This is a genomic window from Actinomadura spongiicola, from assembly GCF_003432485.1.
GTDB classification, from domain to species: domain Bacteria; phylum Actinomycetota; class Actinomycetes; order Streptosporangiales; family Streptosporangiaceae; genus Spirillospora; species Spirillospora spongiicola.
Window position 1 is genome coordinate 533,957 of record NZ_QVNQ01000005.1, and the last position, 25,536, is coordinate 559,492.

Genomic DNA, 25,536 nt, shown 5'->3' on the forward strand with positions numbered 1-25,536 from the left:
GGATCTTCGGCGTGCCCCGGAGAAATGGCGTGCCGCTCCGGCCGAACCGCGTGAACGTGTGATGGCCCGCGGACGGCGCCCGGCCGATCGTGGCGGCATGACCTCGGCACCGGAGATCAGCACCTGGACGTACGACGACTTCACCGGCGAGGAGCTCGACCCGGCCCGCTGGCGGATCATGGAGATGCGGGGGGCGGACGGCGAGAGGCACGAGTACCGGGACCGCAACGCCCGGGTGCGCACCGGCGACGGGTGCTTCGAACTGACCGTCGACCCGTTCAGCCGCTTCCACGACACGGACCCGAAACAGAACAACGCCAAGCAGATGTACCGGTCCGTGCGGCGCTTCCTCACGCCGGCGGCGGGACGGCTGACGTTCGAGGTCGACATGGCGGTGCGGACCTACGGCCAGATCCCGTACGACCTCCTCGACGCGTACGGCACGGTGAACGTCTTCGACCTGGAGAGCGGTGTCGTGCTCAACGCGGCCGCGACCAACGACACGGTCTTCGCGGTGCTCGAACGCCTGGCGGTTCCCGGCGTGCCCCGTCCGCACGAGCACTTCGTCAACCGCGTGGACCTGGAGGTGTCGACGGAGCCGGGGCGCCGGCACCGCTACGCCATCAGCTACCTGCCCGAGAACGCGGAAGTCCAGTGGCACGTCGACGGACGGCCGGCGCACCGGGCGCGGCTTCCGGTGCCGGTCGCGGGCTTCCACGTGGGCATGGCGCTGTTCTCGTCCCGCGACCTGACCCGGTACTCCCGCGCGGAGCGGGAGCACGGGCAGGGCGCGACCGGCCGGTGGGGCCCGTGGCGGGTCGCCGGCACGGTCTCATGAGAACCAGCGGCTGGGACGAACGGCCGGAAAGCCGCGTCAGAGCAGCACGTCGCCGCCGTCGATGTTGAGGTTCACGCCGTTGATGGCGCGGTTGCGCAGCAGGAACGTGATCGCGTCGGTGCAGTCCTCCATGGTCACCCCGCGCCCGGTGAGCGCGCTGGCGCGGGCGGCCTCGCGTGCGGCGGGCTTGTCGCTCCAGAACGGCGTGTCGGCGACGATGCTCGGGTGCAGCGCGTTCACGCGGATCGGGGAGAGCTCCACCGCCAGCGTCCGGACCAGCGCGGCGACACCGCCGTTGGCCGTCGTCACGGTCGTGGACCCCGGATAGGGCCGGTGGCTGGCGAGCCCGCCGAGCAGCACGACCGCGCTCTCGTCGGTCATCCGCGGCGCGAGGGCGTGGAGGACGGCGGTGTAGCCGGTGAGCTTCACCGTCAGCAGGCGCGTCGCGTCGGCCGGACGGTAGTCGCGGACCATGTTGTGGTCGCGGTCGAGCGCCGTGAGGACCAGCCAGTCGACGCGTTCCACGTCGGCGAGGGCGTCCCCGACCCGTTCGGGGGCGGCGAGGTCCAGCGCGAGCCCGCGGGTGTTCCCGCCGATCTCGTCGGCGATCCCCTTCGTCCGGTCCTCCGCGCGGCCGGTGATGACCACGTCGTCGCCGTGCCCGGCCCGGGTTCGGGCGAAATGGCGGCCGATCCCGGACGTTCCTCCGATGACCACGACATGACTACGCTCGGACATGGGTGTTTCCCTTCCTGCCTGTCGACGTCGGACGTTCGTCCCGGACGGGGAAGCGGCGGACGGACGCGGCCAGCACCGTGTAGGCGACCACGCCGACCGCGGTCGCGGCGACGGCGACCCCGGTGCCGTCATAGGCGGCGAGGACGGCACCGCCCGCCGCGCCCGCCATCGCGATTCCCACGTACAGTCCGCTGGTGTTGAGGGCCACGGCCTCGGTGCCCGCCTCGCCCGCCAGCCGCATGATCCGGGTGTTCATCGGCGGGGTGAAGCTCCACGCCGAGAATCCCCAGAGGGCGAGCGTGAGGGCCACCGGCCACACCGGCGCCGTCTCCGGTCCGCCCGTCCCGAGGGCGGCCAAGACCGCCGTGGCGGCGACCACGCCCGCGACCGAGGCCAGCAGCGTGCGGTCGGGGCCCCAGCGGTCGGTGAGCAGGCCGCCGGCGACGGTGCCCGCCGCGCCGGCCACGCCGACCACGGCGATGAACAGGGCCAGGATCCCGCCGCCCCGCCCGGTCAGGTCCTCGGTCAGGGGGGCGATGTAGGTGTAGGTCATCAGGCCGCTTCCGGCGGCGACCACGGTGCCCGCCGCGCACAGCAGCACCGCGGGACGGCCGAGGTTCCGCAACCGCCCGCCCATCCCGAGGGGGACGGCGCCCGGCACCCGGGGCAGCAGCACGGAACCGGCCGCGACCACCAGGCAGGTGAACACGCCCACCGCCACGAACGTCGACCGCCAGCCGAGGTTCTCGCCCAGCAGCGTGCCGACGGGCACGCCCACGAACAGCGACAGGGTCAGCCCCGCGGCGACCATGCCGATGGCGCGTCCGGCCCGCTCGGGCGCCGACAGCCGCTCGGCCACGGCGAAGGCCGCCGGGGTGAGGGTGGCCCCGATCAGCGCGGTCAGCACCCGCGCTCCCATGAGCGTCGCGTAGTTCGGGGCCAGCGCGGTCGCGAGGTTGGCCGCCGCGAAGGCCGCCAGCCCGCCGACGAGGAGCGCTTTGCGGGGCAGCCGCGCGGTGAGCAGGGCCATGGCGGGGGCCGCCACCGCGTAGGTGACGGAGAAGCCGGTCACGAGCTGGCCCGCGGCCGCCTCGCTCACCCGGAGGTCCGCGGCGATGACCGGGAGGACGCCGGCGATGACGAAGTCGTCCGTCCCGATGACGAACGTGGCCAGCAGCAGGCACGGCAGCCATCCCGAGCCCCGCCGGCTAGGCGCCATCACCGGTCTCCAGGGCGGCGAGCGCGTCGGCCGTGGACAGCGGGACGGCGCAGCGGTCCGCGGCGTAGCGGAGCGCCATCAGATGGTCGTCGAGGGTCAGGTCGGCCAGCGCGTCCGCCACGAGGAACGGCTGGATGTCGCGGTTGTAGGCGTCGCAGGCGGTGAGGAGGCACCCCATGTGCGCGTAGACGCCGCAGACGACCAGCTGGTCGCGGCCCGACCGCCGCATCCGTTCCTCCAGGTCGCTGCGGAAGAACGCGCTGTAACGCCATTTGGTCAGCACCGTCTCCCCCTGTTCGGGGGCGACGTCGTCGGCGATGGCCCGCTCGGCCTCCTCCTTGCCCATGCCAGGACCCCAGAAGTCGTGCAGGAGCCCGCGCTCCTCGCGGGTCATCCCGCCCGGCTGCGCCGTGTACATCACCGGCACGCCCGCGGCGCGTGCCGTCGCGAGCAGCTTCGCGGTGTTGGCGAGCAGCCCGGTCAGCGGTGACCGCCCGGCCGGGAAGGGACGCAGGAAGTACCGCTGCATGTCGTGCACCAGCACGACGGCCCGGTCGGGGCGCGGGCGCCAGGGCACCGCGGCGGGCGGTAGGTCGTCCTCGCCCGGCATGCGGTAGGGCGCGATCGGGGACATGGCCATGGTCAGCCTCCTGGTTCGTCGGGGGCCGTCAGACGTGCAGCGCGGCGCCGCCGTCCACGTAGAGGTCGTGCATGGTGACGTGGCCCGCCTGGTCGGACACGAGATACGCGACCGCCTCGGCCACGTCCCGCGGCCGGGCCAGTTTCCGCAGCGGGATGCCGACGCGGTACGCGGCCGGGGAGCCCTCGACGACCTGCCGCGGATCGCCCTCCTCGCCGAGCATCGAGCGCAGCATGGGCGTGTCGGTCGACCCGGGCGAGACGACGTTGCAGCGGATGCCGTAGCCGGACAGCTCCAGCCCCAGGCACCGCGTGAACTGCGCGGACGCGGCCTTCGACGCGGCGTAGGCGGCCATCTCCACACGCGGCACCCCGGCGGCGTTGGACGCGACGGTCACGACCGCGCCCCGACGGCGGTCGATCATCCGCCGGGCCACCGCGCGGGACACGTTGAACACGCCGCCCGCGTTGACGGAGAAAGTCTCGTCCCACTGCCGGTCCGGCAGCTCGACCACCCGGCCGGTGTGCAGGACCCCGGCGGCGTTGACGAGGATGCCGATGGGGCCGAGCTCGTCCTCGACGCGGCGCACGAGCGCGTCCACCGCCGCGCTGTCGCGCACGTCGACGGTGTAGCCGCGGGCGGTCCCTCCCTCGGCCTCCAGTTTGGCGACGGTGGTGGTGAGCCGGTCGGCGTTGCGGTCCACGGCCGCGACGTGCGCGCCGGCGCCCGCCAGGGTGGCGGCCACGGCGGCGCCGATGCCCTGCGCCGCACCGGTGACCAGTGCGACCGTCGATTCGATTCCGGTCAACTCCATCATCAGCTCCCGCTGGTCATGGCGGCCTGCTCGGCGTCGTACTCGAACAACCACCGGTGGTCGTCCAGCACCGAGGAGTCCCGCGCGGTGTCGCGACGGGTCTCCGCGTCGCCGTGGGCCTGGTGGAAGGTCTTCACGCTGTCGCGTGACTGGCGCTGGATTCGCGTGGTCCGAGGAAGGCGGATCCGCTCGTAACGGCGCAGGGCCGCGCCCAGGGCGTCGAGGCCGCCTTCCGGGTCCACGCCGAACAGGCAGAGGGCGAGCACGACGGCGTCCTCGACGGCCTGGTTCGCGCCCTGCGCCTGGAACGGCAGCATCGGGTGGGCCGCGTCACCGATGACGGCGACCCGTCCCGCGCCCAGCCGGTCGATGCTCTCGCGATCGTGCAGCGCCCACCTGCCGACCGTCTCCGCCGCGCCGATCAGCTCGGCGACGTCGGCGTGCCAGCCCCGGTACGCGGCCGCGAGGTCGGCGACGTCACCCCGAGCCGACCAGGACTCCTCCCGCCAGTCCGACGCGGGGACGGTCGCCCCGAAGCTCACCTGTTCGCCGGACGACACCGGATAGCACACGCAGTGTCGCTCCGGTCCGAACCACAGCCGCACGCGCGGCTCGGCGACCAGGTGGGGCACCTTCTCGGCGGGGACCAGACCCCGGTAGATCGTGTGCCCGGAGTACCGGGGCCGGTCGGTGACGAGGTGCTCGCGCACGACGGAGTGGATGCCGTCGGCGCCCACGACCAGGTCCGCCGCGATCTCCGCCCCGTCGGCCATACGCAGCCGCGCGGCCCCGGCGTCCTGGGTCACGGCGACGCCCCGGGCGCCGAGGTGCACCCGGTCCGGCGGGACGAGCGAGAGCAGCGCGTCGTGCAGGTCCGCGCGGTGGAGCGTGTAGTAGGGCGCCCCGAACCTGCGGCGGCACAGGTCGCCCAGCGGGGTGCGCCGCAACAGCGCGCCGTCGTCCCAGCGGCGCGCCTCGATCGCCTCCGGCGCGACCGCGACGGCGCTCAGGCGGTCGGCCAGGCCGAGGCGGCGCAGCAGCCGGGTGGCGTTGGGCGCCACCTGCACTCCCGCCCCCACCTCGGCGAGGCGCTCGGCCTGCTCGTAGACGTGGCAGTCGATTCCGTTCCGGCAGAGGGCGGCGGCGAGCGTGAGTCCCGCGATCCCGGCTCCGGCCACCGCCACCGTCAACTGCGCCATGTCGTTCCCCCCACGGGTAGTGGTCGTCTCCTCAGTAGTAGAGGAGCGCTTTGCCCCAATCCTCGTCGGGTCCGAACAGGCTTCGCGGTTTCACCACGTCGGGCATGGTGGTCAGCGCCTCGTGCGGCACGAGGGTCCCCGGGGCCAGCCCGGTGACCTCGCAGCCGACGCCGAACGCGGACCGCACCGAGGCGGCGAGCTCTGTCTGGGCGGCCTCCCGGTGCTCCTCCGGCACCTCGATCTCGACGCGCAGCGCGTCCGGTTCCGCTCGCGCCCGCCAGAACACGACCTGGTAGGAGTCCGGGAGGGAGAAGACGAGTTCCTCCAGCCGGTGCTGGGTGACCGTCGCGTCCCCGACCCGGTGGCCGAACGCCGCCCGGCCGAGAACCTGGACGGTCGGCAGGTCCCATCCGCAGTCACAGCCGTCGAACGAGACCGAGACGTCGTCCTCCAGGTTGTAGCGCAGCAGGGGCATCGCCTCGCGGAACAGTGGCGTGACCACGAGCTGGCCCTCGCCGTCCGCGGAGACGGTGCCGGTCTTCGGGTCGTACACCTCGAACAGCGCGCGGTCGGCCCACAGGTGCATCCGGCCGTGCTCGCACTCCCCAGCGAGGCTGCCGGTCTCGGTGGAGCCGTACTCCTCGATCACCGGGACGCCCCACATCCGGCTGATGCGGGCGCGGCGGGCGGACGTGAGCGGCTCGCCGCCGACGAACAGCGCGCGCAGCGCCGGGAAGTCGTCGCCGGGACGGTGCCCGGCCGCGGTCGCCGCGGCGCCCCAGATGAGGCATTCGGTCGGCACCGACCAGGTCAGCGTGACGCCCAGGTCGTGCATGACGCGGACCACGCGGGCGTACGGCATCGCCAGGGACCGGTTGTCGCCGGGCACCACGGTCGCACCGCGCAGCCGTCCGGCGGCCTGCGCGAGATGCCCCGTCAGCAGCAGCGCGTACGGCGTGCGGACGAGGAAGACGTCCTCGCCGGAGATCCCGATCCATTTGCGGGCGAAGCGTTCGGCCAGGTCGGTCCAGTCCTCCGCCGTGTAGTAGGACGGCGTGGGCCGTCCGGCGGTCCCGCTCGACTCGTGGTAGGTGGCGAGGCGTTCCCGCGGGACCGCGAGCATCCCGAAGGGGTAGTTGTCCCGAAGGTCCTGCTTGGTGGTCAGCGGGAGGTCGGCGAGGTCGGCGACCGTCGTGGGGAGGGCCGCCGCGTCCAGCCGGTCGCGGTAGAACGGCGACCGGGACGCCCACACGACGGTCTGCGCGAGCTGCTTCTCCTGGAGGCGCTGAAGGTCCTCCGGCCCGTTCCACCGGCCGAGCTGGGGCAGGCCCGAATCGCTCTCGGTCACGGCTTCTCCTCTCCTAACAGTCGATGCGCGTTGTCCCAGGCGACCCGCCGCCACCGCTCGGGCGGCAGGTCGAGCACACGGAACTTGGCCAGTTCCACGGCGGGGTGCTGGAGCGGGTACTCGGAGCCGAACAGCACCCGGTCGGCGCCGAGACGGCTCAGCGCCGCCTCGGCCACGCACGTGTAACCGCCGGAGGTCTCCAGCAGGATGTTCGGCTCGTCCCGGATCAGGGTGAGGGCGTGGAGGTCGATGTTGCCGACGCCGCTGTGCCCGAGCACGAACCCGACGTCCGGGAACCGGCGGGCCAGGACGACCAGGTCGGCGACGCCCGCGCCGGGCCGCGCCAGGCACACCGTGTACACCGGGTGGCCGACCTCGGCGGCCACGCCGACGAGCGCGTCGACGCGCGGATCGGTGAGGGCGACGCCGTGCACGGCGGGCGAGACCTCCAGCCCGCGGAACTCGGCGGCCCTCTCCCGGTAGTCCGCGGGCGGACGGTACGGGTTGGCGAAGAAGAACGGCACCAGGCGCCCGTCGGTGCCCGCGCACGTCTCCAGCACCGCGTCGTTGCCCGCGTCGGTCTCGACGTGCCCGCCCTCGACGAGCTGGCGGGACAGGCGTTCGAGGTCGATGGTGCCGCCCGCGCAGACCACCGCCCGGTCGATGCCGCACCCGTCCAGCGTCGACAGGAGCCGCTCGGCGGCCCCCGGACGGGGTGCCAGGCGCACGTGGAAGTCGAGAACGGGACCCGCCCGCAACTCCGTCATTTCGCTCGTCATTTCTCGATGCAGAACTCGTCGATCGGGTAGCCGACGTGCCGTTGCTCGACCGGCAGGTGACCGAGGACCTTCGTGCCCGCGGTCAGGTCCGTGACGTTCAGCACCGTGCCGCCCGGTCCGAGCACCCGCACGTGCCAGTCGTCCTGGACGATGAGGTTGACGTTCACCCCTGAGTCCGCGACCGCGTCGATCGCGAGCAGCGGCCGGGTCTCGATCTTGACCCGGCCCACCGTGACGACGCGGGCCCGGCCGGACGCGTCCACGGCGAGGACCTTGCCTCCGGCGGACAGCTCGCTGAGGTAGTTGGTGCGGCCGTCGTCCGACAGCGTGTACGAGTGCAGCGCGCCCGCGTTGACGCGGAACGGCCGGGTCGGCATGTACGGCAGCGGGTGGGTCTCGCTACAGCACAGGATCATGCCGGTGGAGTGGGAGCCGACGAGGATGCCCTCGTCCAGGCGGAAGTTCGTGCAGGTGTCGACGCACACCCGTTCGCCCATCCCCACCCGCCGGATCCCGGTGACCTCCAGCTCCACGAGCGACAGGTCGGCGGCCCCGCTGACCGCGGCGGACCGTAGGGCGGTGGCCTCGCCCGGGGCGCGGGGGGCGAGCAGCACGCCGTCGGAGCCGTGTTCGAGCACACCGAAGACGATCTTCGCCTCCTGCACGTCGGCGACCTCGGTGACGATGCTGCCGTCCGCCCCGGCCGCGGCGGCCAGCACGATCTCCAACGGGATCTTGGTCGGGTCGCGGAACCGCAGCACGCTCCACCGCTCCTGGCGCGCCGAGCGGCAGGCGTCGTCGAGGCTGTCGGCGTCGGTGATCTCCACGAACCGGCCGAACTCCACGCCGGGATGCCGGTGCGCCAACTCGGCGGGCTCCCCGTGCCTGGCCGGGTCGACGATGACCAGGTCAGCGGGCTCCAGCTTCTCCGGCAGTGCCCGGTCGTGCGGGAAGAGCACCTTCCGCACCGTCGGAGGCAGCGGTTCCAGGTCGGCCGGGTCGGCGGCCACGATGGCGTCCACCCGCTGATGGACGGCCTCCTCGACGATCGCCTCCTTGGCCCCGTCGGCGTCGCGGATGTCCAGCCAGCACAGTTTCACAGGTGTCTCCTCAGCGGAACGTCGGGGTCTCGGCGGATGTCAGGGCGTCAGGGCGAGGCGGTCGTCCACGTTGTCGTGGCCCGGGGGACGCGGCGACTCGTGCACCAGCCGCGCGATCCTGGCCGCCATCCGGCCGGGCCGCTCGGCCTGGAACACGTTGCGGCCCACCGCCACCCCGGCGGCGCCGCCGCGCAGCGCGTCGGACACGTTGGCCAGCACGGCGTCGGGCTCGGTCAGGCGCGGACCGCCCGCCACGACGACGGGGATCGGGCAGGCGCGCACCACGTCGGTCATCCGTTCGGGCGTGCCCGCGTAGTCGGTCTTGACGACGTCCGCGCCGAGGTCGGCGGCCAGCGACGCGGCGTGCGCGACCAGCTCCGGCGCCCGCGGGTCGCTGATCCGCGGGCCGCGGGCGTACATCATGGCGAGCAGCGGGACGTTCCACCGCTCGCACTCCCCCGCCACGGTCGCCAGGTCGCGGACCTGCCGGGCCTCCTCCCGCGACCCGAGGTTGACGTGCACGCTGACCGCGTCGGCGCCCAGCCGCAGCGCCTCCTCGACATGGGTGACCAGGTACTTGGCGTCCGGGTCCGGGGCGAGGCGGGTGCTGGCGTTCAGATGCACGATCAGCGACATGTCACCGAACCAGGCGTGGTCGACGTGCCGGAGCCTGCCCTTGTGCAGGACGACGGCGTCCACGCCCGTCCCGGCGAGCTCGCCGAGCAGGGGGTCCAGGTCGCCGCGGCGCAGCGGCCCGTCGGAGACGGAGTGGTCGAGCGGCACGACGAGCAGGCGCCCGTCACCGTGCCGGAACAGGCGCCGCAGGCGGAGACCGCGAGCGAACGAAGCGTTGTGCACAGCCACTGGCCCTGCCTCTCTCAGACGGTGGCGGAACGGCCGGAGCCCGCGGGTGTGGCGTCCGGCGGCTCGTGCCGGTCAAGGCGGAACTCCCGGTGCAGGGTCGCGACGGCGTCGACGGTGCGCTCCCGCGGCACGATCACCGACAGCCGCAGCTGGGAGGTGGAGATCCAGCTCGTCGGGATCCCGGCGGCGGCCAGCGCCGACATGAGCGTGGCCGTGTACTCGGGGCGGCTGAGCAGCCCCATCCCGACGACGGAGACCTTGCCGACGTCCTCGTCGACGTGGACGCCGCCGCCGAACGCGGTCGCGACCTCGTGCAGCGCGGCCCGGACGGTGTCGGCCTCGCCGCGGCGGATCGTGAAGCCCATGCGGAACTCGTGCTCGTAGGGCCCGGACCTGGCCACCAGGTCCACCACCGTCCCGTGGGCGGCGAGCGCCTCGAACACCTCGGGGGCGAGGTCGCGGCGGCCGTCCCGGCAGTGCACCAGGACGCGGGCGACGTCGGTGTCGTGCGTCACCGCCGTGACGGCCCGGCGGGTCTCCAGCGGTCGTTCGTCCCACCGCTCGGCGATGGTCGTCCCGGGCGCCCGGGACGAGGCGTTCCGCACGCGCACCTCGACTCCTTCCATCGCGGCCAGTTCCACGCAGCGGGTGTGCAGGATCCGCGCCCCGGCGAACGCCATCTCCGCCATCACGTCGGGCCGGACCCACGGCAGCCGCCGCGCCGCCGGCAGCACGCGGGGGTCGGCGGTGAAGACGCCGTCCACGTCGGTGTGGATCTCGCAGGCCGACGCGCGCAGCCGCGCGGCCAGCGCCACGGCCGTCGTGTCGGAGCCGCCGCGCCCGAGCGTGACGACGTCCCCGGCGCGGTCCACCCCCTGGAAGCCGGTGACGACGGCGACCTCGCCGCCGTCCAGCGCGGCCCGTACACGGGCGGCGCCGATCTCGGAGATGAGCGCGTCGCCGTGCCGGCCGGTGGCGCGGATCCCGGCCTGGTGGCCGGTCAGCGAGATCGCCGGGGTGCCCCGCGCGTCGAGGGCGAGGGCCATCAGCGCCGCCGACTCGCACTCGCCGGTGGCGAGGAGCTGGTCCAGTTCGCGGCCCGAACGGGCCGGGCCGATGTCGGCGGCCAGCCGCAGCAGATCGTCGGTCCCGGTGCCGCGGGCGGAGACGACCACGACCACGGACCTGCCCGTCCGCTGGGTCTCGGCGACGCGGCGGGCGGCGTGCCGGACGCGGTCGAGCGTCCGCAGCGAACTGCCGCCATATTTCTGGACCAACAGATCCTCAGTCATTTTCCATCGCTCTCGTGAACGGGTATGCCACGATGCTAAAGGCGAAGTACCGGGCCGCCCACTACCCGCGTGAGTAGTACCGCCGATTAAGGTGTTCACGCCAATGCCGTCGATCCGTTGACGGGAACACGCCCATCGCATGTTCGGGCGGCTTCACGTCATTGTGCGACTCCTTCCGGCCCCCGCAGTATCGAAAGGCGTGTTCTGGTCGCAGGCGAAGGGATCGATATGTTCGGGACGGATTCGCATGCGGGCGGCGTCCGGGACGCGCTGGCGGCCCTCGGCGGGGACGGGCGCGCCTTCGCGCTGTTGCACCGGCCCGGCGCGGCGCGCGACGCTCCGGTGGAGGTCCTGACCGGTGAGGTCGTCGCCGTGGACGGTCTCGCCGGGCTGCCGCTGCCGGGCGCCCCGGCGTCCGGCGCGGCAGGGGACGCGCGCCACGACCTGCTCGTGGCGGTGCCGTACCGGCAGATCACCGAGCGCGGGTTCGCCTGCCGCGACGACCGCGCTCCGCTGCTTGCCATGCGGGTCCACGAGCAGGCCGAGCTGAGCCGCGACGCGGCGCTGGCGGCGCTGCCGGAACGGGACGTGCGCGTGTCGGACGCGGGTTTCGACATCGGCGAAGACGCGTACGCGGCGATCGTCAGGCGGGTGCTCGACGAGGAGATCGGGCGGGGCGCCGGGTCGAACTTCGTCATCAGGCGGACGTTCGTCGCGCGGCTGGAGGAGTGTTCCGTCCGCACCGAACTCGCCGTCTTCCGGCGGCTGCTGGCCGGCGAGCCCGGGGCGTACTGGACGTTCCTGTTCCACACCGGCGCGCGGACGTTCGTCGGCGCGTCCCCGGAACTGCATGTCGGCATGGCCGGCGGCACCATCTCGATGAACCCGATCAGCGGGACCTACCGCCATCCGCCGTCCGGCCCCGACATTTCCGGTCTGTTGGCGTTCCTGCACGACCCGAAAGAGGCCAACGAACTTTATATGGTGGTCGACGAGGAACTGAAAATGATGGCCCGGATGTGCGGCGACGGCGGCCGGGCGCACGGCCCGTATTTGAAGGAAATGGCGCGGCTGACCCACTCCGAATACGTGTTGACCGGACGTGGCGACCTCGACGTGCGCGAGGTGCTGCGGGAGACGCTGCTCGCGCCGACCGTCACCGGCAGCCCCATCGAGAACGCCTTCCGGGTGATCGCCCGGCACGAGACGGCGGGCCGCGGCCACTACGGCGGCGTTCTCGCGCTGATCGGACGCGACCCGGCCGGCGGCCGCACGCTCGACTCGGCGATCATGATCCGGACGGCCGAGGTGGCCGCCGACGGGCGGCTGCGGCTCGGCGTCGGCGCCACCCTCGTCCGCGACTCCGACCCCGCCTCCGAGGTGGCCGAGACCCGGGCCAAGGCCGCGGGGATGCTCGCGGCGCTCGGCCTCGCGGCGGACGGCGCCGGGGCGCGCGGCGGGCCCTCGCCCGCGGCGCGCACGTCACCTGCCGCCGATCCGCGGGTGCGCCGGGCGTTGCGGGGCCGGAACGCCACGCTGTCGCGGTTCTGGCTCGACGGGACCCGCCGCGACGGACCGCACCCGGCGCTCGACGGGCGGCACGCGCTGGTCGTCGACAACGAGGACGCCTTCATGGGGATGCTCGGCCATCAGCTGCGGGCCCTCGGCCTGAAGACCACGATCAGGCGGTTCGACGAGCCGTGCCCCCCGGACGGGTTCGACCTCGTCATCGTCGGCCCCGGCCCCGGCGACCCGCGCGACATGGTGGACCCGCGCATGGACACGCTGCGGGCGCTCACCCGCGAGTTGCTCCGCGGTGACGTCCCGTTCCTGTCCATCTGCCTCGGTCACCAGATCCTCGCGGCCGAGCTGGGCCTGGAGATCGTGCGGCGGGCGGTGCCCAACCAGGGCGTGCAGAAGCCGATCGACCTGTTCGGCCGGCCAGAGCTCGTCGGCTTCTACAACACCTACGCCGCGTGCGCCGAGGACGACGTCGTCCTCTGGGAGGGCCGGCCGGTCGACGTCAGCCGGAGCCGCCGGACGGGCGAGGTCCACGCGCTGCGCGGCGCGGGGTTCCGATCCGTGCAGTTCCACCTGGAATCCATCCTCACCCAGAACGGCCCGCGGATCCTCGGTGAACTGCTCGGATCGTTGCTCGCGGGCGCGGATCAGATGAAGTCCATGGCCCCGGGCTTCCACCGGTAATGGGATTCGAGTTTGTAGTACTCCCCTTCGGGGGCCAGCGCGACGCCGTAGACGAACTTGCGGTCGTCGCCCCCGAACGGGACGCTCTTCACGAATCTCTCGATCTCCGGTTCGATCCGGACGGGAAGCGTCGCCAGATCGGTGGTCGTCACGGCGAAGCAGATCCGTTCGATCTCTGGACTGTCCCAGCTCAGGGTCACGTACAGCCCGAACGACTCACGCCCGAGCCGCAGCATCCGTTCGCTCGGCTCGGCCGTTCCGATCTCGCGGAGCGTCGAACGGATGGTCTCCGGCTCGAAACACGCGTCCGGCACCTCGTTGAAGTACACGTTCACGGTCCGGCTCCGGTAGTCGATTCCGATCACGCCGACGCGGTCGTCCAGGCCGTGCCGGGCGAGGAAGCCGGCGTTGTCGGCGAGGGCGCGCGGCATGGCCGGCATGGCGGTGAGTTTCGACAGGTCCTGGAGGTCGTCCGGGGTGAAGAACGCGTAGACCTTCTTGAAGCCGCCGACGAGACCGAAGTCGATGCCGTGACTGTCGATGGGGCACCGGGCCTGGACGTCCGAGAGCAGGTCCCCGACGGGGTGGTCCGTCTCCGGGGTGAGGCCCTTCGCCAACGCGGAGGCGTAGGGGTCCCGGTCGTCGGGGTGGGTGGTGAAGCGGCAGTCGAGTTCCCCGACGTGCCGGACGCCGGTCGCCACCCGGAAGGCGACGACGGTCGCGGCGTGCCCGAACGCGTCCTCGTAGGCGTTCAGGACGGACGACACCCTGGGGCGGGCGAAGGGCACGTCCAGCATCCGGGCGCATTCCTCGATGACCGCGCAGAGTTCCTTCACCTCAGCGGTTTCGGACATGGGATGTCAGCCTCCGATCCTCGTGGTCGCGTTCTCGCGTTCCAGCCGGACGTGCGCCCGCATCAGCTCGCCGGGGTTCGTCTGCGCCGCCATGAGCGAAAGCTCGCCGCACAGCACCGTCGCGGCCGCGATGACCGCGAGGCGGCGCGCGTTCTCTCCGGGTTCGCGTTCGGCCCGGCAGCCGAGCCGTGTCAGGTTCTCCTCGACGAATTCGAGGCCCTTCCCGTTGCCGACCGTCCCGACGATGAGGTTCGGCAGCGTGCAGGAGAAGTACAGGTCGCCGTCCCGGTCCTCGGCGACCGTCACGCCCTGGGAGCCCTCGACGATGTTGGCCGCGTCCTGGCCCGTCGCCAGGTAGAACGCGAGCAGCATGTTCGCGTAGTGCGCGTTGGCCGAGCGGATCCCCCCGGCGAGCAGCGTGCCGACCATGTTCTTGCGCACGTTCAGCTCGGCCACGGCGGTCGCCGACGTGCGCAGGACGTCCCGGACGACGTCGCGCGGCACGAGCAGTTCGGTGACCACGTTCTTGCCCCGGCCGAGGATGCCGTTGATCGCGGTCGCCTTCTTGTCGGTGCAGTAGTTCCCCGAGATCGAGCCGTAGGAGATCCCGGGAATGGCCTTCAGCAGGTGCGCGAGGATCGCGTCGGCCGCCAGCGTCGCCATGTTGTGCCCGGACGCGTCGCCGGTGGTGAACTCGAACCGGAGGAACAGCAGGTCGGCGGTGATCTCGTGGCGGAACCCGACGAGCTCGGTGAACCGGCCGCAGCCGCGCACGACCTCGCGCAGCTCGTCGAACCGCGCGTCCACTTCCAGCGCGGCCATGTACGCGGTCTGCGCGTCCCTGGCCTTGACGAACACCGAACGCGTCATCCGCTCGTCGACGAGGGTGGCGACGATGCCGCCGTCGACCAGCCGGGAGACCTTCGCGCCGCGCCGGACGGACGGCCAGAGCGGCGACTCGAAGGTGGCGAGCGGTACCTCCGTCTCGGTCGTCGCCACGTTGCCCGAGATCCTGACCGGGCCGACCCATCTCATGGGAACGCCGGCGGTCGTGTGCGTGTCGGTCATCGGATACCGCCAATCGTGTCGGGTGCGGTGCTGGAGGATCGGGAGCGGGTGGCCAGGCGGCGGGTGTCGACGCCCCGGTCGGCGCAGAACGCGCGCAGCTCGCCCCGGACGAGCACGTCGCATCGGGCCAGGTCGGCGGGGGTCCGCGCGCCGAGCGCGGTCATCAGCGCGGCGAGCTGGTCGAGCCACGCGGTGATGCGCGCGACGAGCGCGGCGGCGCCGCCGTCCAGGACGGTGGTGAGGAACCTGCCGGAGACCCCGGCGGCGGACGCGCCGAGCGCCAGCCCGCGCGCCACGTCCAGCGGATGGCGCACCCCGCCGGACGCCAGCATCGGGACGCCGACGCCCGCGGCGTCCAGCAGGCAGGCGGCGGCGGACTGCCCCCAGCCGTTCAGGTAGGAGTAGTCGGCGCGCTCGCGCCCGCCGTTCTCCGGCCCGCCGTTCTCGGACCGGTCGTTCAGGCGCCGGTCGTTCTCGATGCGCGCGAAGTCGGTGCCGCCGCGTCCGGCGACGTCGGCCGCGCGGACGCCGAGGTCCCGCAGCAGCGCCACGGTCTCGCGGCTCAGCCCGAAACCGACCTCCTTCACGATCACCGGGACGTCGACGCCGGACGCGATCTCCCCGATGCGCGGAGCCCAGCCGGAGAACGACCGGTCGCCCTCCGGCATCACCGTCTCCTGGACGGCGTTGACGTGGATCTGCAACGCGTCCGCCTGGAGCAGGTCGACGGCCCGGCGGGCGTTCTCCACGGAGGCGTTCGCGTTGACGTTCGCCATGACGAACCCGTCCGGGTTCTCCCGGCGCATCACGGCGAACGTGTCCGCCACCGACGGGTCGGCGAAGTAGGCGCTCATGGATCCCGTCGCGATGGGGACACCGGTCTCGCGCGCCGCGATCGCCAGTTCCCGGTTGACGGCGCCGGTCTTGGCGCTACCGCCGGTCATCGCGTTGACGAAGAGCGGGACGGGCCACGCGATGCCGCCGAACCGCGTGGCGAGCGACACGTCGGACCGGTCGATCCCGGCCAGGGCGTGGTGGACGAAGGACACGTCGTCGAACTGGTTGTGCGCGCCGGACCGGCGCTGCTGCTCGGCGGCGAGCCGGACGTGGTCGTCCTTGCGGTCGGCGATCATTCGGTGTTCCCTTCCGGTGGCCGGACGCGGACGGGCAGCGGAACCACTCCCGCGGCGGCCCACCCGTCCCGCAGCCGCGCGATGTCCTTCTCCGCCCCGGCGTCCAGCAGCGCGATGCCGCAGTCACCGCCCCCGGCCCCCGACGGCTTGGCCGCGCCGCCGACGCTCTCGGCGGCGTCGCACAGCGCCGTGAGCTCGGCGGTGAAGACGCCCAGCCGGGCCTCGCCGTCCAGGTCGGTGAGGATCTTCCGGGCGTCCCGGACGCGGCGCAGCAGTTCGTGGTCGTCCCGGCGTTCGAGCGCGCGGATCGAGGCCCGGACGCACGCGTCGCTGCGGGCCAGGAAGTCGTGCCGCGCGGCGCCTTCCCGCCATGTCCGCGTGCGCAGGCGTCCGGCCAGCGTGGCGGTGTCGGCCGGTCTCCCGGTCCAGCCCACCTCCAGGGCGAGTCCCCGGGGCGGTGGGAGGCGGCGCAGGCCGAAGCCCGGCCACGGGGCGCGGAGGGCCTCCTGGACGCCCCGGCGCCGGGCCAGGTCGAGGACGGCGGCCCGGTCGGGCGCGCGGTAGGCGATCCACCCGCCCCAGACGGCGGCGGCGAGGTCGCCGCCGGAGCCGCCGGGATCGCGGCGGGCCGACGCGAGCAGCGCGAGCCGGAACCGGTCTGCGGGCGACAGGTCCAGGCCCCGGTGGGCGGCCACGGCGGAGACGGCGGCGACCGTCACGGCGCCGCTCGATCCGAGGCCGAGCTTCGTCCCGGCGCGGTGCAGGCCGCTCCGGATCGAGACGCGCATCGGAGCCGGACGCAGCCCGCGTTCGGCGAGCAGCGCGTCGACCACCTCGATCGCCGACACCACGTGGGTGAGGCCGTCCGGCGCCCGCCCGTCCACGGGGCCGAGGCCTTCGTCGCGCCGCCGCCATCGTGCCGGCTCGGGGCGCAGGTCGGAGTCGATCACGACGTCGTCGCCGCCGGACCCGGTCACGGTGACGGCGACGTGCCGGTCGACCGCCACCAGGATCGCCGGGTGGCCGGGCTCCACGACCGCGTACTCCCCGACGACGAACAGCTTGCCCGGCGCCCGCCGGGTGATCGTCCGCCGCGCGGTCACCGGTCGGCCCCGGCGGTGAGGCGGGCGCCGGGTCCGCGCCGGGCGGTGACGGTCGCGCATCCCGGGGCGGCCTCGCGCACCGCCGCGCCCACGCGGGCGGCGTCCCGGGGATGGCAGAGCACCTTGACGTTCGGCCCGGCGTCCATGGTCGCGTAGGCGGGCACGCCGTCCCGCCGGAGCCGCAGCACTCCGTCGAGCACGGCCAGCGTGGCGGGCGACAGGTAGCGCACCGCCGGTCGCGCGGCCAGCATCGTCGCGTGCATGCCGAGGGAGTTGCGTTCGGCGATCTCCCCCACCGCCGCGAGGTCGCCGCGCCGCAGCGCCGCCCGCATGTCGGCCAGGTCGGCCCCGGCGGAGGCCGCCCACGCCCCGTAGAGCGGGGAGGTCGCGACGGTCCGCCGCATGGCCGCGCGGCTGGACACGGTCTTCGGACCGGTGTCCACCAGCGCGATGACCAGCGCCGGGTCGAACTCCGGGACGTCGAGCGGCTCGGCGTGGGAGCCGAGGTCGGCGGCCGCGCCGGAGCCGCGTCCGGCATGGCAGACCGCGAAGGCGGCGAAGATCGACCGGGCGGCCGAGACGGACCCGCGCCGGGCCAGCCGGGACAGCGCGGTGGGATCGAGGTCCAGGCCGTAGGCGGCGGCTCCGGCGACGGCGAGGGCGGCGAACCCGCTCGCCGAGGAGGCCAGGCCCGCCCCGGTGGGGACGGTGTTGCGCGTGTCCACGGCGGCCGGTTCGGCGCGTCCGGACAGCTCCCGCAACAGATCCAGGAAGGCGACGACGCGGCGCCGCGGTTCGCCCGCCGCGGGCGTGCCGTCGAGCGTCACACCGTCCGTCCCGGAGGCGGGATCGAGCCGGACGGTGGTGGTCGTCGGAAAGACGTCCAGGGTCATCGACAGGCTGTCGACGTTGGGGACGGCGAGCCGCTCGTCGCGCTTGCCCCAGTACTTGATCAGGGCGATGTTCGGGTGGGCGACGGCGGTCCGGCGGTCACTCGGCATGTGCGGCGTACCTCCCCGCGGGCACGATCCAGGTCCGGGCAGCTCCGGCGTCGTGGAGGTCGCGCTCGACCGCGTGGGCGCGGTCCGGGTCGGCGGCCAGCGCCACCGCGCACCCGCCCAGCCCACCGCCGCTGATCTTGGCGCCCAGCGCGCCCGCCGCGAGCGCGGCGTCGACCAGCGCGTCGATCCGGTCCGTGCTGACGCCCACGTCGCGGAGGAGCGCGTGGTTGTCGGTCAGCCGCGCGCCGAAGTCGGCGGCCCGGCCGTCCGTGAGGTCGCGGGCGGCCGCGTCGGTCAGGTCCGCGACCCGGTCGACGAACGACGCCCGCGTCCCGGGCGCTCGCTCGAATCTCCTTCGCACCAGCTCGACCGCGTCGCGGGTGCTGCCCGAGGTGCCGCTGTCGGCGATGACGAACAGTCCGTCGAACCCGATGCGCAGTTCCCGTGCGGTGCCGGAGCGGAACAGGAGGGGGACTGAGGAACCGGTGGCGAGCGCGTCGATGCCGCTGGCCCTGCCGTGCGCCATCCGCTCCGAGGTCTGGACGAGGTCGAACACCTCCCCGGCGTCGAGCCGCCGGTCGAACAGATCCGCGAACGCCAGGACGGCCGCGCGGGCGCACGCGGCGCTGGAGCCAAGCCCACGGCCGTGCGGGACGGCGCAGTCGATGAGGACCTCGGCGCCCATCCGCTCCCGGACGCCGGTCATCGCCGCGAACTCCGCCGCCAGGCGCCGCAGGCCGTCCGCGGCGCGGAGCCGCACCGGCGCGGACGCCGGTCTCGCCATCGCGAAGGAGACCCCGTCGGCGGGGGACGGGAGCCGGGTGGCGCGGGCCGTGACCGTCAGCCGCGGAAGCGGGACGGCCAGTGCCGGAGCGCCGTACACGACGGCGTGCTCCCCGAGCAGGATGGCCTTGCCGTGGGCGCGTCCTACGCCGGTGCGACCGGCCCGGTCGAGTGCGCGTGTGTCGGGGCGTGTGTCGGGGCGCGCCATCACCGCTCCCGCCGCGTCGCCCTGATCGCCATCGCGGCGAGCCGCTCCTTGGCGGCGGCGGTGACGTCGCTCGCCTCCAGCACGGCCAGGGCCCTCGCGGTGCGCAGCGCGATCTGCCCTTCGACGTGGTCGACGGCGCCGACGTCGACGAGCACGGCACGGGCGGCGGCGAGGTCGCCGTCGGACAGGTCGGTGCCGATCCTCGCGCGGAGGAACCGCGCGGCGGCCGGATCCCGTTCGTCGGCGAGTTCGAGGGCCGTCGCGAGCAGGACCGTCCGTTTGGCCTGGCGTAGGTCGTCGCCGGACGGCTTGCCGGTCACCGCCGGGTCGCCGAACACGCCCAGCAGGTCGTCCCGCAGCTGGAACGCGATGCCGATGTCGGCGCCGAACCCGCGGTAGGCCGAGACGAGGCCCGGGGGCGCGTCGGCGATCGCGGCGCCGAACTGAAGCGGGCGCTCCACCGTGTACGAGGCGGTCTTGTACCGGTCGACGCGGAGGGCCGACTGGACGCCCTCGTCCCCGTTCGCCTGGGTGAACGAGTCGAGGAGCTGGCCGTACATGACCTCCGACCGCACCGCGGACCACACCGGTCCGACGCGGGCCTGCGCGTCCGGCGGGAGCCCGGACGCGCGGACCATGACGTCGGCCCAGATCTGGGCCAGGTCTCCGAGGAGGATCGCGGTGCCCGTGCCGAACGCGTCGGGATTCCCCGTGAGGTTCCGGGCGCGGTGCAGCCCGGCGAGGGCCATGTGGACGGCGGGACGGCCGCGGCGGGTCGGGGACGCGTCGATGATGTCGTCGTGGATCAGCGCCGACGCGTGCAGCAGTTCCAGGCCCGCGCAGGCGGTCAGCACCGCCGCGGCGCCCGGACCGCGCTCGTCGCCGCCCGCGCCGACCCAGCCCAGCCAGGCGAAGCACGGCCGGAGGCGCTTGCCGCCGCGCAGCACGAAGCCCTCCAGCTCGTCGATCACCGCCGCGACGTCGGGGCCGAGCGGGCCGGTCTCGGCCCGGCGGTCGGCGAGGAAGTCGCCGATCGCGGCGTCGATGGCGGCCGTGTCCGCGGCCGCACCGAGATCGCTGACGGTCATGCTCTCAACTCCCGGCTGCCGGAAAATGCGTGCGCCGGCGTCGCCTCGCGGGTTTTCCGGAAGGCGACCTCAAATCGGCATGACTTCGACGTTAATCGCGCCGTGCCGCGCTGCCCACTACTCGCGTGAGTAGTGACAAGTCGTACGGGCATTGGCGACCGACTACTAGTCGAATGTGTCAATGGCCGCCCCTTGAGATATCGCGGGCACGCCATCACGCTGGTACTCGATGACAATCCTTTGTCAAGCCCATGACAGGTGCCGGACGAATCTCCAGAGCAACATGAGGCCAATCATGAATCCTTTGGTGGGGCGTGCGCGGACACTGTCGGCGCTGGACGGCCATGTGGACGCGGCCGCGCGGGGCTCCGGTGGCTGCGTCGTCGTCGAGGGCCCGTTCGGCATCGGCCGGACGAGCCTGCTGAAGGCCGCGGCCCTCGCGGGGGCCGAACGCGGTCTGACCGTGGTCACGGGCCGCGCCGACGGGTCCGGCAGGCCGGTCCCCCTCCACCTGCTGACCAACTTCCTGCGGCAGGTGACGTCCGGCGAGGCGGACCTCGACGAGCTGGCCCGCCCCGACAGCAACCCGTTCTGGTTGATGGACCGCATCGGGGAACTGGTCGAGGACGCGGCGCGGCGGCGGCCCCTCCTCATCGTCCTGGACGACGCGCACCGGGTGGACGACGTCAGCGGGCTGGCCCTGCGGGGGCTGGTGCGGTCGCTCGCGTCCTCACCGGTGCTGTGGCTGCTCGCGCGGCGTCCCGCCCCCGCCCGGTCGCTCGCGCAGCACGCCGTCGGCTGGCTCATCGACCACGTCGCCGCGCGGCTCCCCCTGGAGGCGTTGGACGACGAGGCGGTGGCCGAGCTGTGCACCGGCGTCCTCGGCGCCGAGCCGGGCCCGTCCGCGCTCGGGTGGGCGGCCCGTTGCGGCGGCAACCCGTGGCTGCTGAAGACGCTGTTCGGCGCGTTCGTCGAGGCGGGCGAGGTGGTCATCGTCGACGGCAGGGCGTCGGTGGTCGCCGAGCGGCCGCCCGAAGATGTTCGCCGCGCCGTCGGCCGGCTGCTGGACGACCTGCAACCCTCCGTCCGGCGCCTGCTCGTGTCCGGGAGGCGCATCGGCCGGACGTTCACGGTCGAGGAGGCGGCGGGTCTCCTGAGCGAGCCGGCCGACGAACTGTCGTCCCTTGTCGACGAGGCGATGCACGTCGGCCTGGTGCGGCGCGACGGCATGAAGGTGGAGTTCGTCCACGAAGTCGTCGGGGACGCGCTTCGGCAAGCGCCCTCCGGGCGACCGAGGCCGGTTCCGTCCACCGTCTCACCGTCCCCACCCCCGCGGGCGTCCGGCTGTGGTTGCGACGAGATGGCGGCCCGCGCCATCGCGGCAGTGGGCGACCTGTCCGACGAGGCACCGCGAACGCTGGCACGCGCGCTGCGCCTGCTCGCCGGTGCGGGGCGCGGCGCCGAGGCCGGGCGCCTCGCCGGCGCCGCCGTGCGCCCCGGCGCGGGGCCGGGGACCGACGCGGCGGCCGAGGCGCGGCTCGTGATCGAGCTGAGCCGTGGGCTGCGCGACACCGGCTCCCACGTCCTGTCCGGCGAGCTTCTCCGGCGGACGCTCGCGCGGTCCGACGTCTGCGAACTCGATCGCGCCAAGCTGAAGGGAGCGCTCGCGGAGACCGCGAGGCACGGGGGCGGCGTGCCCGGCGCGGTCGTCACGCCGTGGCGCGGACGGCCGCCGCTGCCGGCGCCCTCGGCGTCCTGCGGCACCTGCGAGCGCCCCCTGTGGACCTGGCTGCTGCGCGCCCTCACCGCCACCGACCGGTTCGCGGAGGCGACCGCCGCCGGTGACGCCGTCAGGCGGGAGGCGGAGGCGCTCGGTGAACCGTGGCCGCGGGGACTGTGGCACGGCCTCCGCGCCGGGCTGCTGGTGGCGGCGGGACGGCTCGACGAGGCGCGCGCCGAAGCCGAGGAGGCGCTCGGCCGGGCGAATCTGCGGGCACCGGCCGACTCCCTCCCCGCCCGGCTCGCGCTGGCCCGGATCAGCATGCGCCGTGGCGACCTCGCCACCGCCAGCGAGCAGCTGCGCACCGCCGAACGGCTCGCCCCCGGCGACGGGGTCGCCGACAGGACCGCCCTGGACTGGACGCTCGCGCGGTTCCACGCGGTGAGCGGGCGCCCGGCGATGGCCGTCCAGACGCTGATCAACGTCGAGGCGGGGGTGGCTCCCGACCCGCTGCTGTTCGCGGAGGCCCCGGCGGCGGCCGCGACGCTCGTGCGCCTGGCCGGTCAGGTCGGTCTCGACGCGGAGGCGGCGCGGGCGGCCGAGCTCGCCCGTCAGGTCGCCGGGCGCAACCCGGCCGTGGCGTCGCTGGAGGGCGGCGCCGAGCACGCCGAGGGCCTGCTGCGCCGCGACGCGGCTGCCCTGGACCGCGCCGTCGAGCTGTACCGGCTCGCGGCGCGTCCGCTGGCGGCGGGCGCCGCGCTGGAGGACGCGGCACGCGAGGAGCGGGGCACCCGGAACAAGTCCGGGACGGCCCGGCTCCTCGAATCGGCCATGGACCTCTACCTGGAGTGCGGCGCGCAGCGTGACGTGACCCGGGTGCAGCGGAAGCTGCGCCGCCTCGGCGTCTCCAACATGCGCGGCGTCGGCGCCGACCGGCCCAAGTCGGGCTGGGCGAGCCTGACGAGCGCGGAGCTGCGCGTCGTGCGGGCGATCGTCGACGGCAAGACGAACCGGGAGGCGGCGAGCGTGTTGTTCCTGTCGCCGCACACCGTCGACAGCCACCTGCGGCGCGTGTTCACCAAACTCAACATCAACAGCCGTGTCGAGCTGACCAGGCACTTCATCGCCCACGAGACCGCGTCCGAGGCCGCACCGGGGGCCGCGTCGGGAGCCGCGTCGTCCGGCCCGACCGCGGCCGGACGGCCCGGCGCGCCTCAGTGGGCGGCGTCCCCGGCATGACCGAAGATCCACTTCTCCGCGTCCTCGGTGGTGTGGCCGGCCGAGCGGGCCCGCTCGGCGTAGAGCGTGGCCACGCGCGCCAGTTCGGCGCGGGTGTTGATACCGATCTTCCGGTAGATCTTGCGCAGATGGTAGTTCACGGTGTGCGCCGACAAATGGACGCGTTTGGCGATCTGCCGGTTCGTCAGCCCCACGCTCACCAGATACATGATCTTCCGTTCCATGTCGGTGAGCGGGCAGTCGCAGTCGTCGGCTCCACCGTGGAACGGGGACGCGGCGCCGTTCTCGTGCCCGACCGGTGCGGAATTGTGGTGCGGGTCGCCATTCGCCGAGCGCGCGAACGGCATGCCCGGATATATCGGCGGCCCTGGTTTCTCGTCCGGAGATTCCGTGGCGTCGTGTTTGGCGAGTTCCGCCGTCGCCAGGGCCACGGAGAAGGGATCCGGCGACTGCGTGACGATGCGCTCCAGAGCGGCGGAGTCACCGTTCGCCGAGGCGTTCGCCTGAAGCGCGGCGAGGCTGATGACCGAGATGCCGGGGTTGTCCTCTGCGAGTCCGTCCACCGTCCGGAGGACGTCCCGCCGCAGGTCGGCGTCGTCGACGTCGAGCGCGAGGCGGACGAGGAAGGCGGCGGCGCCCGGGTCCTCGATGTACAGGCTCCGTCGCGTCGCGAGCCCGCCGTACTCCTCGGACAGCAGCGTGAAGGCCGCCCGCGCCCCGTCTCTGGTGGCGGTGAGGCGGAGGGCCGTCCACGCGTACCGCGCGGGGTAGAGCACCGCCCGGTCGCTCCCGGGTTCGTCCCGCACCCGCTTCAGGTGCTCGGCGGCGGCGGGCAGGTCTCCCCGGTAGAGCGCGATGGTGCCGAGGACGGAGTACGCGAGGGGCCTCAGCACGGGCACGGCGTCCCGCCCGGTCGCGGCGATCGCCAGTTCCGCCTGACGGTGGGCGTCCCTCATCCGTCCGGCCTGGAGGAACAACCGCGACCGCACCGCCGCGGGCGCGGCCGTCCACACCGGCTCGGACGCCTCGCGCAGACCGGCCTCCGCGTCGTCGATCAGCGATCCGGCCATGTCGAACTCGCGGAGGTCGGTCAGCTTCGCGGCCAGCGCGAGTTGGAGATGCATCCGCCAGACGGCGTCGGCTCCGGTGCCGTGACGGACCGCGGCGCGCCCGAGACTGAGTCCCAACGCCAGTTCGCCGGTGTTCCAGCGCGCGCTGGAGAGCGCCGTCAGCGCCATCAACACGGCGACGTCGCCCTCTCCGGGCCCGCGCTCCCGCAGGATCCGCTGGGCGTGGTTCTCGGCCTCCTCCCGGCCCAGGACGAGATATCCCAGGATCACGGACGCCTCCGCGTCGCGCCGGGCGGCGGCCGGGACGCTCGGGCTCGCGAGGATACGCTCGGCGACCCTGATCCCGGCCGTGGCCCGCCCGCACATGATCAGACCGTGCGCCCCGGACGACGCGGCGCCGGTGTCCGGTCCGGTCTCGACGGGGGGCGCGGACGGCTCGTTCGCCCACGTCGGACGCCCGGTCACCCAGAACTCGTGGTCGAACGGCCGCGCGCACCGGCCGGGCCGTTCCATGGCCTCCCGTCGCAGCGCGCCGAGCGCGGGAGCGGGAATCGACTCGATGATCCCCTGCCAGACGAAGTCGCTCTGGAACGCGAACCGCTGCTCGGCGGCGACGACGAACCCGGACGCGATCGCCTCGTCCAGCGGTGACAGCAGCGCGGCCGAGGAACGTTCGAGCATCCTGGAGGCGTCCTCCAGCATGAACGACCGGCCCAGCACCGCCGCGACCTTGAGGAACTGGCGGCAGGGCGTGCTCAGCTCGCCCATCCGGCGCATCACGAACCGCGCGACGCGACGGGGAAGGCGCCGTTCGACCAATTGAAACGTTCCGTTGGCGTTCCTGACGAGCCCTTCCTCAAGGAGCCCGTGAGCGAGTTCGGCGAGCAGACCGGGGTCCCCTCCGGCGCCCTCCGCGAATTCGAGCAGTTCCCGGTCCGCGCCGCCGCCGAGCACGTCCCGCAGAATTCCTTCGGCGTCGGGCACCGCTGCGGGCACCCGGCCCTCTAACATCGGCCTGGTCATCGCAATCCAACCCACTTCGTGTTCATGCGGCCGGGGAGAGGCGGAACGAACCGTTCGAACGCCTCTCGACCCCAACCGCTCCCCGTGTGTGAAACCTGCCCTGGGATGGACATACCGCTCCGAAGTCCGCTACTTCGGTGAACGGCGTGTGATCGGCTGCCCCCTCAGCCGCCGGAGACGGCGCCGGCCGTCCGGCGTCCGACAGGAGCC

21 protein-coding genes are annotated in these 25,536 nt (G+C 73.6%); 3 read left to right on the plus strand and 18 right to left on the minus strand.

Annotation, left to right across the window (positions count from 1 at the left end):
• The first annotated feature begins 97 nt into the window (after positions 1-97).
• Entirely contained in the window at positions 98-838 is a 741-nt protein-coding gene (locus D0T12_RS18860) for a DUF6081 family protein (RefSeq protein ID WP_117400891.1), read from the plus strand.
• Between the two features lie 36 nt (positions 839-874).
• Here the strand turns inward: D0T12_RS18860 and D0T12_RS18865 are convergent, their stop codons facing one another.
• The 10 genes from D0T12_RS18865 to D0T12_RS18910 are packed head-to-tail and all read right to left on the minus strand — an operon-like array spanning position 875 to position 10,831.
• On the minus strand, positions 875-1,576 hold the full coding sequence (locus D0T12_RS18865; protein WP_117400892.1) for an SDR family NAD(P)-dependent oxidoreductase: 702 nt from the start codon (positions 1,574-1,576) through the stop codon (positions 875-877).
• Complete coding sequence (locus D0T12_RS18870) at positions 1,563-2,795, minus strand: MFS transporter (protein WP_199487537.1); 1,233 nt, start codon at positions 2,793-2,795, stop codon at positions 1,563-1,565. The genes D0T12_RS18865 and D0T12_RS18870 overlap by 14 nt, the downstream gene beginning before the upstream one ends.
• A complete protein-coding gene (locus D0T12_RS18875) occupies positions 2,785-3,435 on the minus strand; it encodes an isochorismatase family protein (RefSeq protein WP_117400893.1) in 651 nt (216 codons plus the stop codon). Before D0T12_RS18875 ends, D0T12_RS18870 begins: the two co-directional genes overlap by 11 nt.
• A 28-nt stretch (positions 3,436-3,463) precedes the next feature.
• Positions 3,464-4,249 carry a 2,3-dihydro-2,3-dihydroxybenzoate dehydrogenase gene (locus D0T12_RS18880; protein ID WP_117400894.1) on the minus strand — a complete coding sequence of 262 codons (786 nt, stop codon included), beginning with the start codon at positions 4,247-4,249 and terminating at the stop codon, positions 3,464-3,466.
• 2 nt (positions 4,250-4,251) lie between these two features.
• Positions 4,252-5,448 (minus strand): FAD-dependent monooxygenase, encoded by a 1,197-nt coding sequence (locus D0T12_RS18885; protein WP_117400895.1) that lies wholly within the window; start codon positions 5,446-5,448, stop codon positions 4,252-4,254.
• A gap of 31 nt (positions 5,449-5,479) precedes the next feature.
• Positions 5,480-6,796, minus strand: a complete 1,317-nt coding sequence (locus D0T12_RS18890; protein ID WP_117400896.1) for a phenylacetate--CoA ligase family protein — start codon at positions 6,794-6,796, stop codon at positions 5,480-5,482.
• Complete coding sequence (locus D0T12_RS18895) at positions 6,793-7,563, minus strand: amidohydrolase family protein (RefSeq protein WP_199487538.1); 771 nt, start codon at positions 7,561-7,563, stop codon at positions 6,793-6,795. Before D0T12_RS18895 ends, D0T12_RS18890 begins: the two co-directional genes overlap by 4 nt.
• Before the next feature lie 8 nt (positions 7,564-7,571).
• Positions 7,572-8,675, minus strand: coding sequence for a 3-dehydroquinate synthase II (locus tag D0T12_RS18900; protein WP_117400897.1), 1,104 nt, complete (start codon positions 8,673-8,675; stop codon positions 7,572-7,574).
• Positions 8,676-8,714: 39 nt separating this feature from the next.
• The gene (locus D0T12_RS18905) at positions 8,715-9,539 is read right to left on the minus strand and encodes a 2-amino-3,7-dideoxy-D-threo-hept-6-ulosonate synthase (RefSeq protein WP_117400898.1); all 825 of its coding nucleotides are present in this window, start codon (positions 9,537-9,539) and stop codon (positions 8,715-8,717) included.
• A gap of 14 nt (positions 9,540-9,553) precedes the next feature.
• Positions 9,554-10,831: an aspartate kinase gene (locus tag D0T12_RS18910; RefSeq protein ID WP_199487539.1), complete on the minus strand. Its 1,278-nt coding sequence runs from the start codon at positions 10,829-10,831 to the stop codon at positions 9,554-9,556.
• Positions 10,832-11,059: 228 nt separating this feature from the next.
• On the opposite strand from D0T12_RS18910, the gene D0T12_RS18915 reads away from it, so the two are divergent.
• Positions 11,060-13,036: an anthranilate synthase family protein gene (locus D0T12_RS18915; protein WP_117400899.1), complete on the plus strand. Its 1,977-nt coding sequence runs from the start codon at positions 11,060-11,062 to the stop codon at positions 13,034-13,036.
• On the opposite strand, the gene D0T12_RS18920 is transcribed toward D0T12_RS18915, so the two are convergent.
• Genes D0T12_RS18920 through D0T12_RS18950 form a run of 7 tightly spaced genes read right to left on the minus strand, consistent with a single transcriptional unit; the run spans position 13,000 to position 20,274 of the window.
• A complete protein-coding gene (locus D0T12_RS18920) occupies positions 13,000-13,890 on the minus strand; it encodes an aromatic prenyltransferase (protein WP_117400900.1) in 891 nt (296 codons plus the stop codon). The genes D0T12_RS18915 and D0T12_RS18920 overlap by 37 nt on opposite strands.
• A 6-nt stretch (positions 13,891-13,896) precedes the next feature.
• Entirely contained in the window at positions 13,897-14,958 is a 1,062-nt protein-coding gene (locus tag D0T12_RS18925) for a hydroxymethylglutaryl-CoA reductase (RefSeq protein WP_117400901.1), read from the minus strand.
• Entirely contained in the window at positions 14,955-16,091 is a 1,137-nt protein-coding gene (fni, locus tag D0T12_RS18930) for a type 2 isopentenyl-diphosphate Delta-isomerase (protein WP_117400902.1), read from the minus strand. The genes D0T12_RS18925 and fni overlap by 4 nt, the downstream gene beginning before the upstream one ends.
• Entirely contained in the window at positions 16,088-17,194 is a 1,107-nt protein-coding gene (locus D0T12_RS18935) for a phosphomevalonate kinase (RefSeq protein ID WP_199487540.1), read from the minus strand. Before D0T12_RS18935 ends, fni begins: the two co-directional genes overlap by 4 nt.
• Positions 17,191-18,195, minus strand: a complete 1,005-nt coding sequence (gene mvaD / locus D0T12_RS18940) for a diphosphomevalonate decarboxylase (RefSeq protein WP_117400904.1) — start codon at positions 18,193-18,195, stop codon at positions 17,191-17,193. Before mvaD ends, D0T12_RS18935 begins: the two co-directional genes overlap by 4 nt.
• A complete protein-coding gene (mvk, locus tag D0T12_RS18945) occupies positions 18,185-19,186 on the minus strand; it encodes a mevalonate kinase (protein WP_117400905.1) in 1,002 nt (333 codons plus the stop codon). The genes mvaD and mvk overlap by 11 nt, the downstream gene beginning before the upstream one ends.
• Positions 19,186-20,274 carry a polyprenyl synthetase family protein gene (locus D0T12_RS18950; protein WP_117400906.1) on the minus strand — a complete coding sequence of 363 codons (1,089 nt, stop codon included), beginning with the start codon at positions 20,272-20,274 and terminating at the stop codon, positions 19,186-19,188. The genes mvk and D0T12_RS18950 overlap by 1 nt, the downstream gene beginning before the upstream one ends.
• Positions 20,275-20,569: 295 nt before the next feature.
• On the opposite strand from D0T12_RS18950, the gene D0T12_RS18955 reads away from it, so the two are divergent.
• Entirely contained in the window at positions 20,570-23,233 is a 2,664-nt protein-coding gene (locus D0T12_RS18955) for a helix-turn-helix transcriptional regulator (RefSeq protein WP_117400907.1), read from the plus strand.
• Here the strand turns inward: D0T12_RS18955 and D0T12_RS18960 are convergent.
• On the minus strand, positions 23,209-25,326 hold the full coding sequence (locus tag D0T12_RS18960; RefSeq protein WP_147339551.1) for a helix-turn-helix transcriptional regulator: 2,118 nt from the start codon (positions 25,324-25,326) through the stop codon (positions 23,209-23,211). The genes D0T12_RS18955 and D0T12_RS18960 overlap by 25 nt on opposite strands.
• Positions 25,327-25,536: the final 210 nt, after the last annotated feature.

Coding starts and splice junctions, on each gene's coding strand:
- D0T12_RS18860 (WP_117400891.1), top strand. CDS start 98: ATGACCTCGGCACCGGAGATCAGCACCTGGACGTACGACGACTTCACC.
- D0T12_RS18865 (WP_117400892.1), bottom strand. CDS start 1,576: ATGTCCGAGCGTAGTCATGTCGTGGTCATCGGAGGAACGTCCGGGATC.
- D0T12_RS18870 (WP_199487537.1), bottom strand. CDS start 2,795: ATGGCGCCTAGCCGGCGGGGCTCGGGATGGCTGCCGTGCCTGCTGCTG.
- D0T12_RS18875 (WP_117400893.1), bottom strand. CDS start 3,435: ATGGCCATGTCCCCGATCGCGCCCTACCGCATGCCGGGCGAGGACGAC.
- D0T12_RS18880 (WP_117400894.1), bottom strand. CDS start 4,249: ATGGAGTTGACCGGAATCGAATCGACGGTCGCACTGGTCACCGGTGCG.
- D0T12_RS18885 (WP_117400895.1), bottom strand. CDS start 5,448: ATGGCGCAGTTGACGGTGGCGGTGGCCGGAGCCGGGATCGCGGGACTC.
- D0T12_RS18895 (WP_199487538.1), bottom strand. CDS start 7,563: ATGACGGAGTTGCGGGCGGGTCCCGTTCTCGACTTCCACGTGCGCCTG.
- D0T12_RS18910 (WP_199487539.1), bottom strand. CDS start 10,831: ATGACTGAGGATCTGTTGGTCCAGAAATATGGCGGCAGTTCGCTGCGG.
- D0T12_RS18915 (WP_117400899.1), top strand. CDS start 11,060: ATGTTCGGGACGGATTCGCATGCGGGCGGCGTCCGGGACGCGCTGGCG.
- D0T12_RS18920 (WP_117400900.1), bottom strand. CDS start 13,890: ATGTCCGAAACCGCTGAGGTGAAGGAACTCTGCGCGGTCATCGAGGAA.
- D0T12_RS18925 (WP_117400901.1), bottom strand. CDS start 14,958: ATGACCGACACGCACACGACCGCCGGCGTTCCCATGAGATGGGTCGGC.
- fni (WP_117400902.1), bottom strand. CDS start 16,091: ATGATCGCCGACCGCAAGGACGACCACGTCCGGCTCGCCGCCGAGCAG.
- mvaD (WP_117400904.1), bottom strand. CDS start 18,195: ATGCCGAGTGACCGCCGGACCGCCGTCGCCCACCCGAACATCGCCCTG.
- mvk (WP_117400905.1), bottom strand. CDS start 19,186: ATGGCGCGCCCCGACACACGCCCCGACACACGCGCACTCGACCGGGCC.
- D0T12_RS18950 (WP_117400906.1), bottom strand. CDS start 20,274: ATGACCGTCAGCGATCTCGGTGCGGCCGCGGACACGGCCGCCATCGAC.
- D0T12_RS18955 (WP_117400907.1), top strand. CDS start 20,570: ATGAATCCTTTGGTGGGGCGTGCGCGGACACTGTCGGCGCTGGACGGC.
- D0T12_RS18960 (WP_147339551.1), bottom strand. CDS start 25,326: ATGACCAGGCCGATGTTAGAGGGCCGGGTGCCCGCAGCGGTGCCCGAC.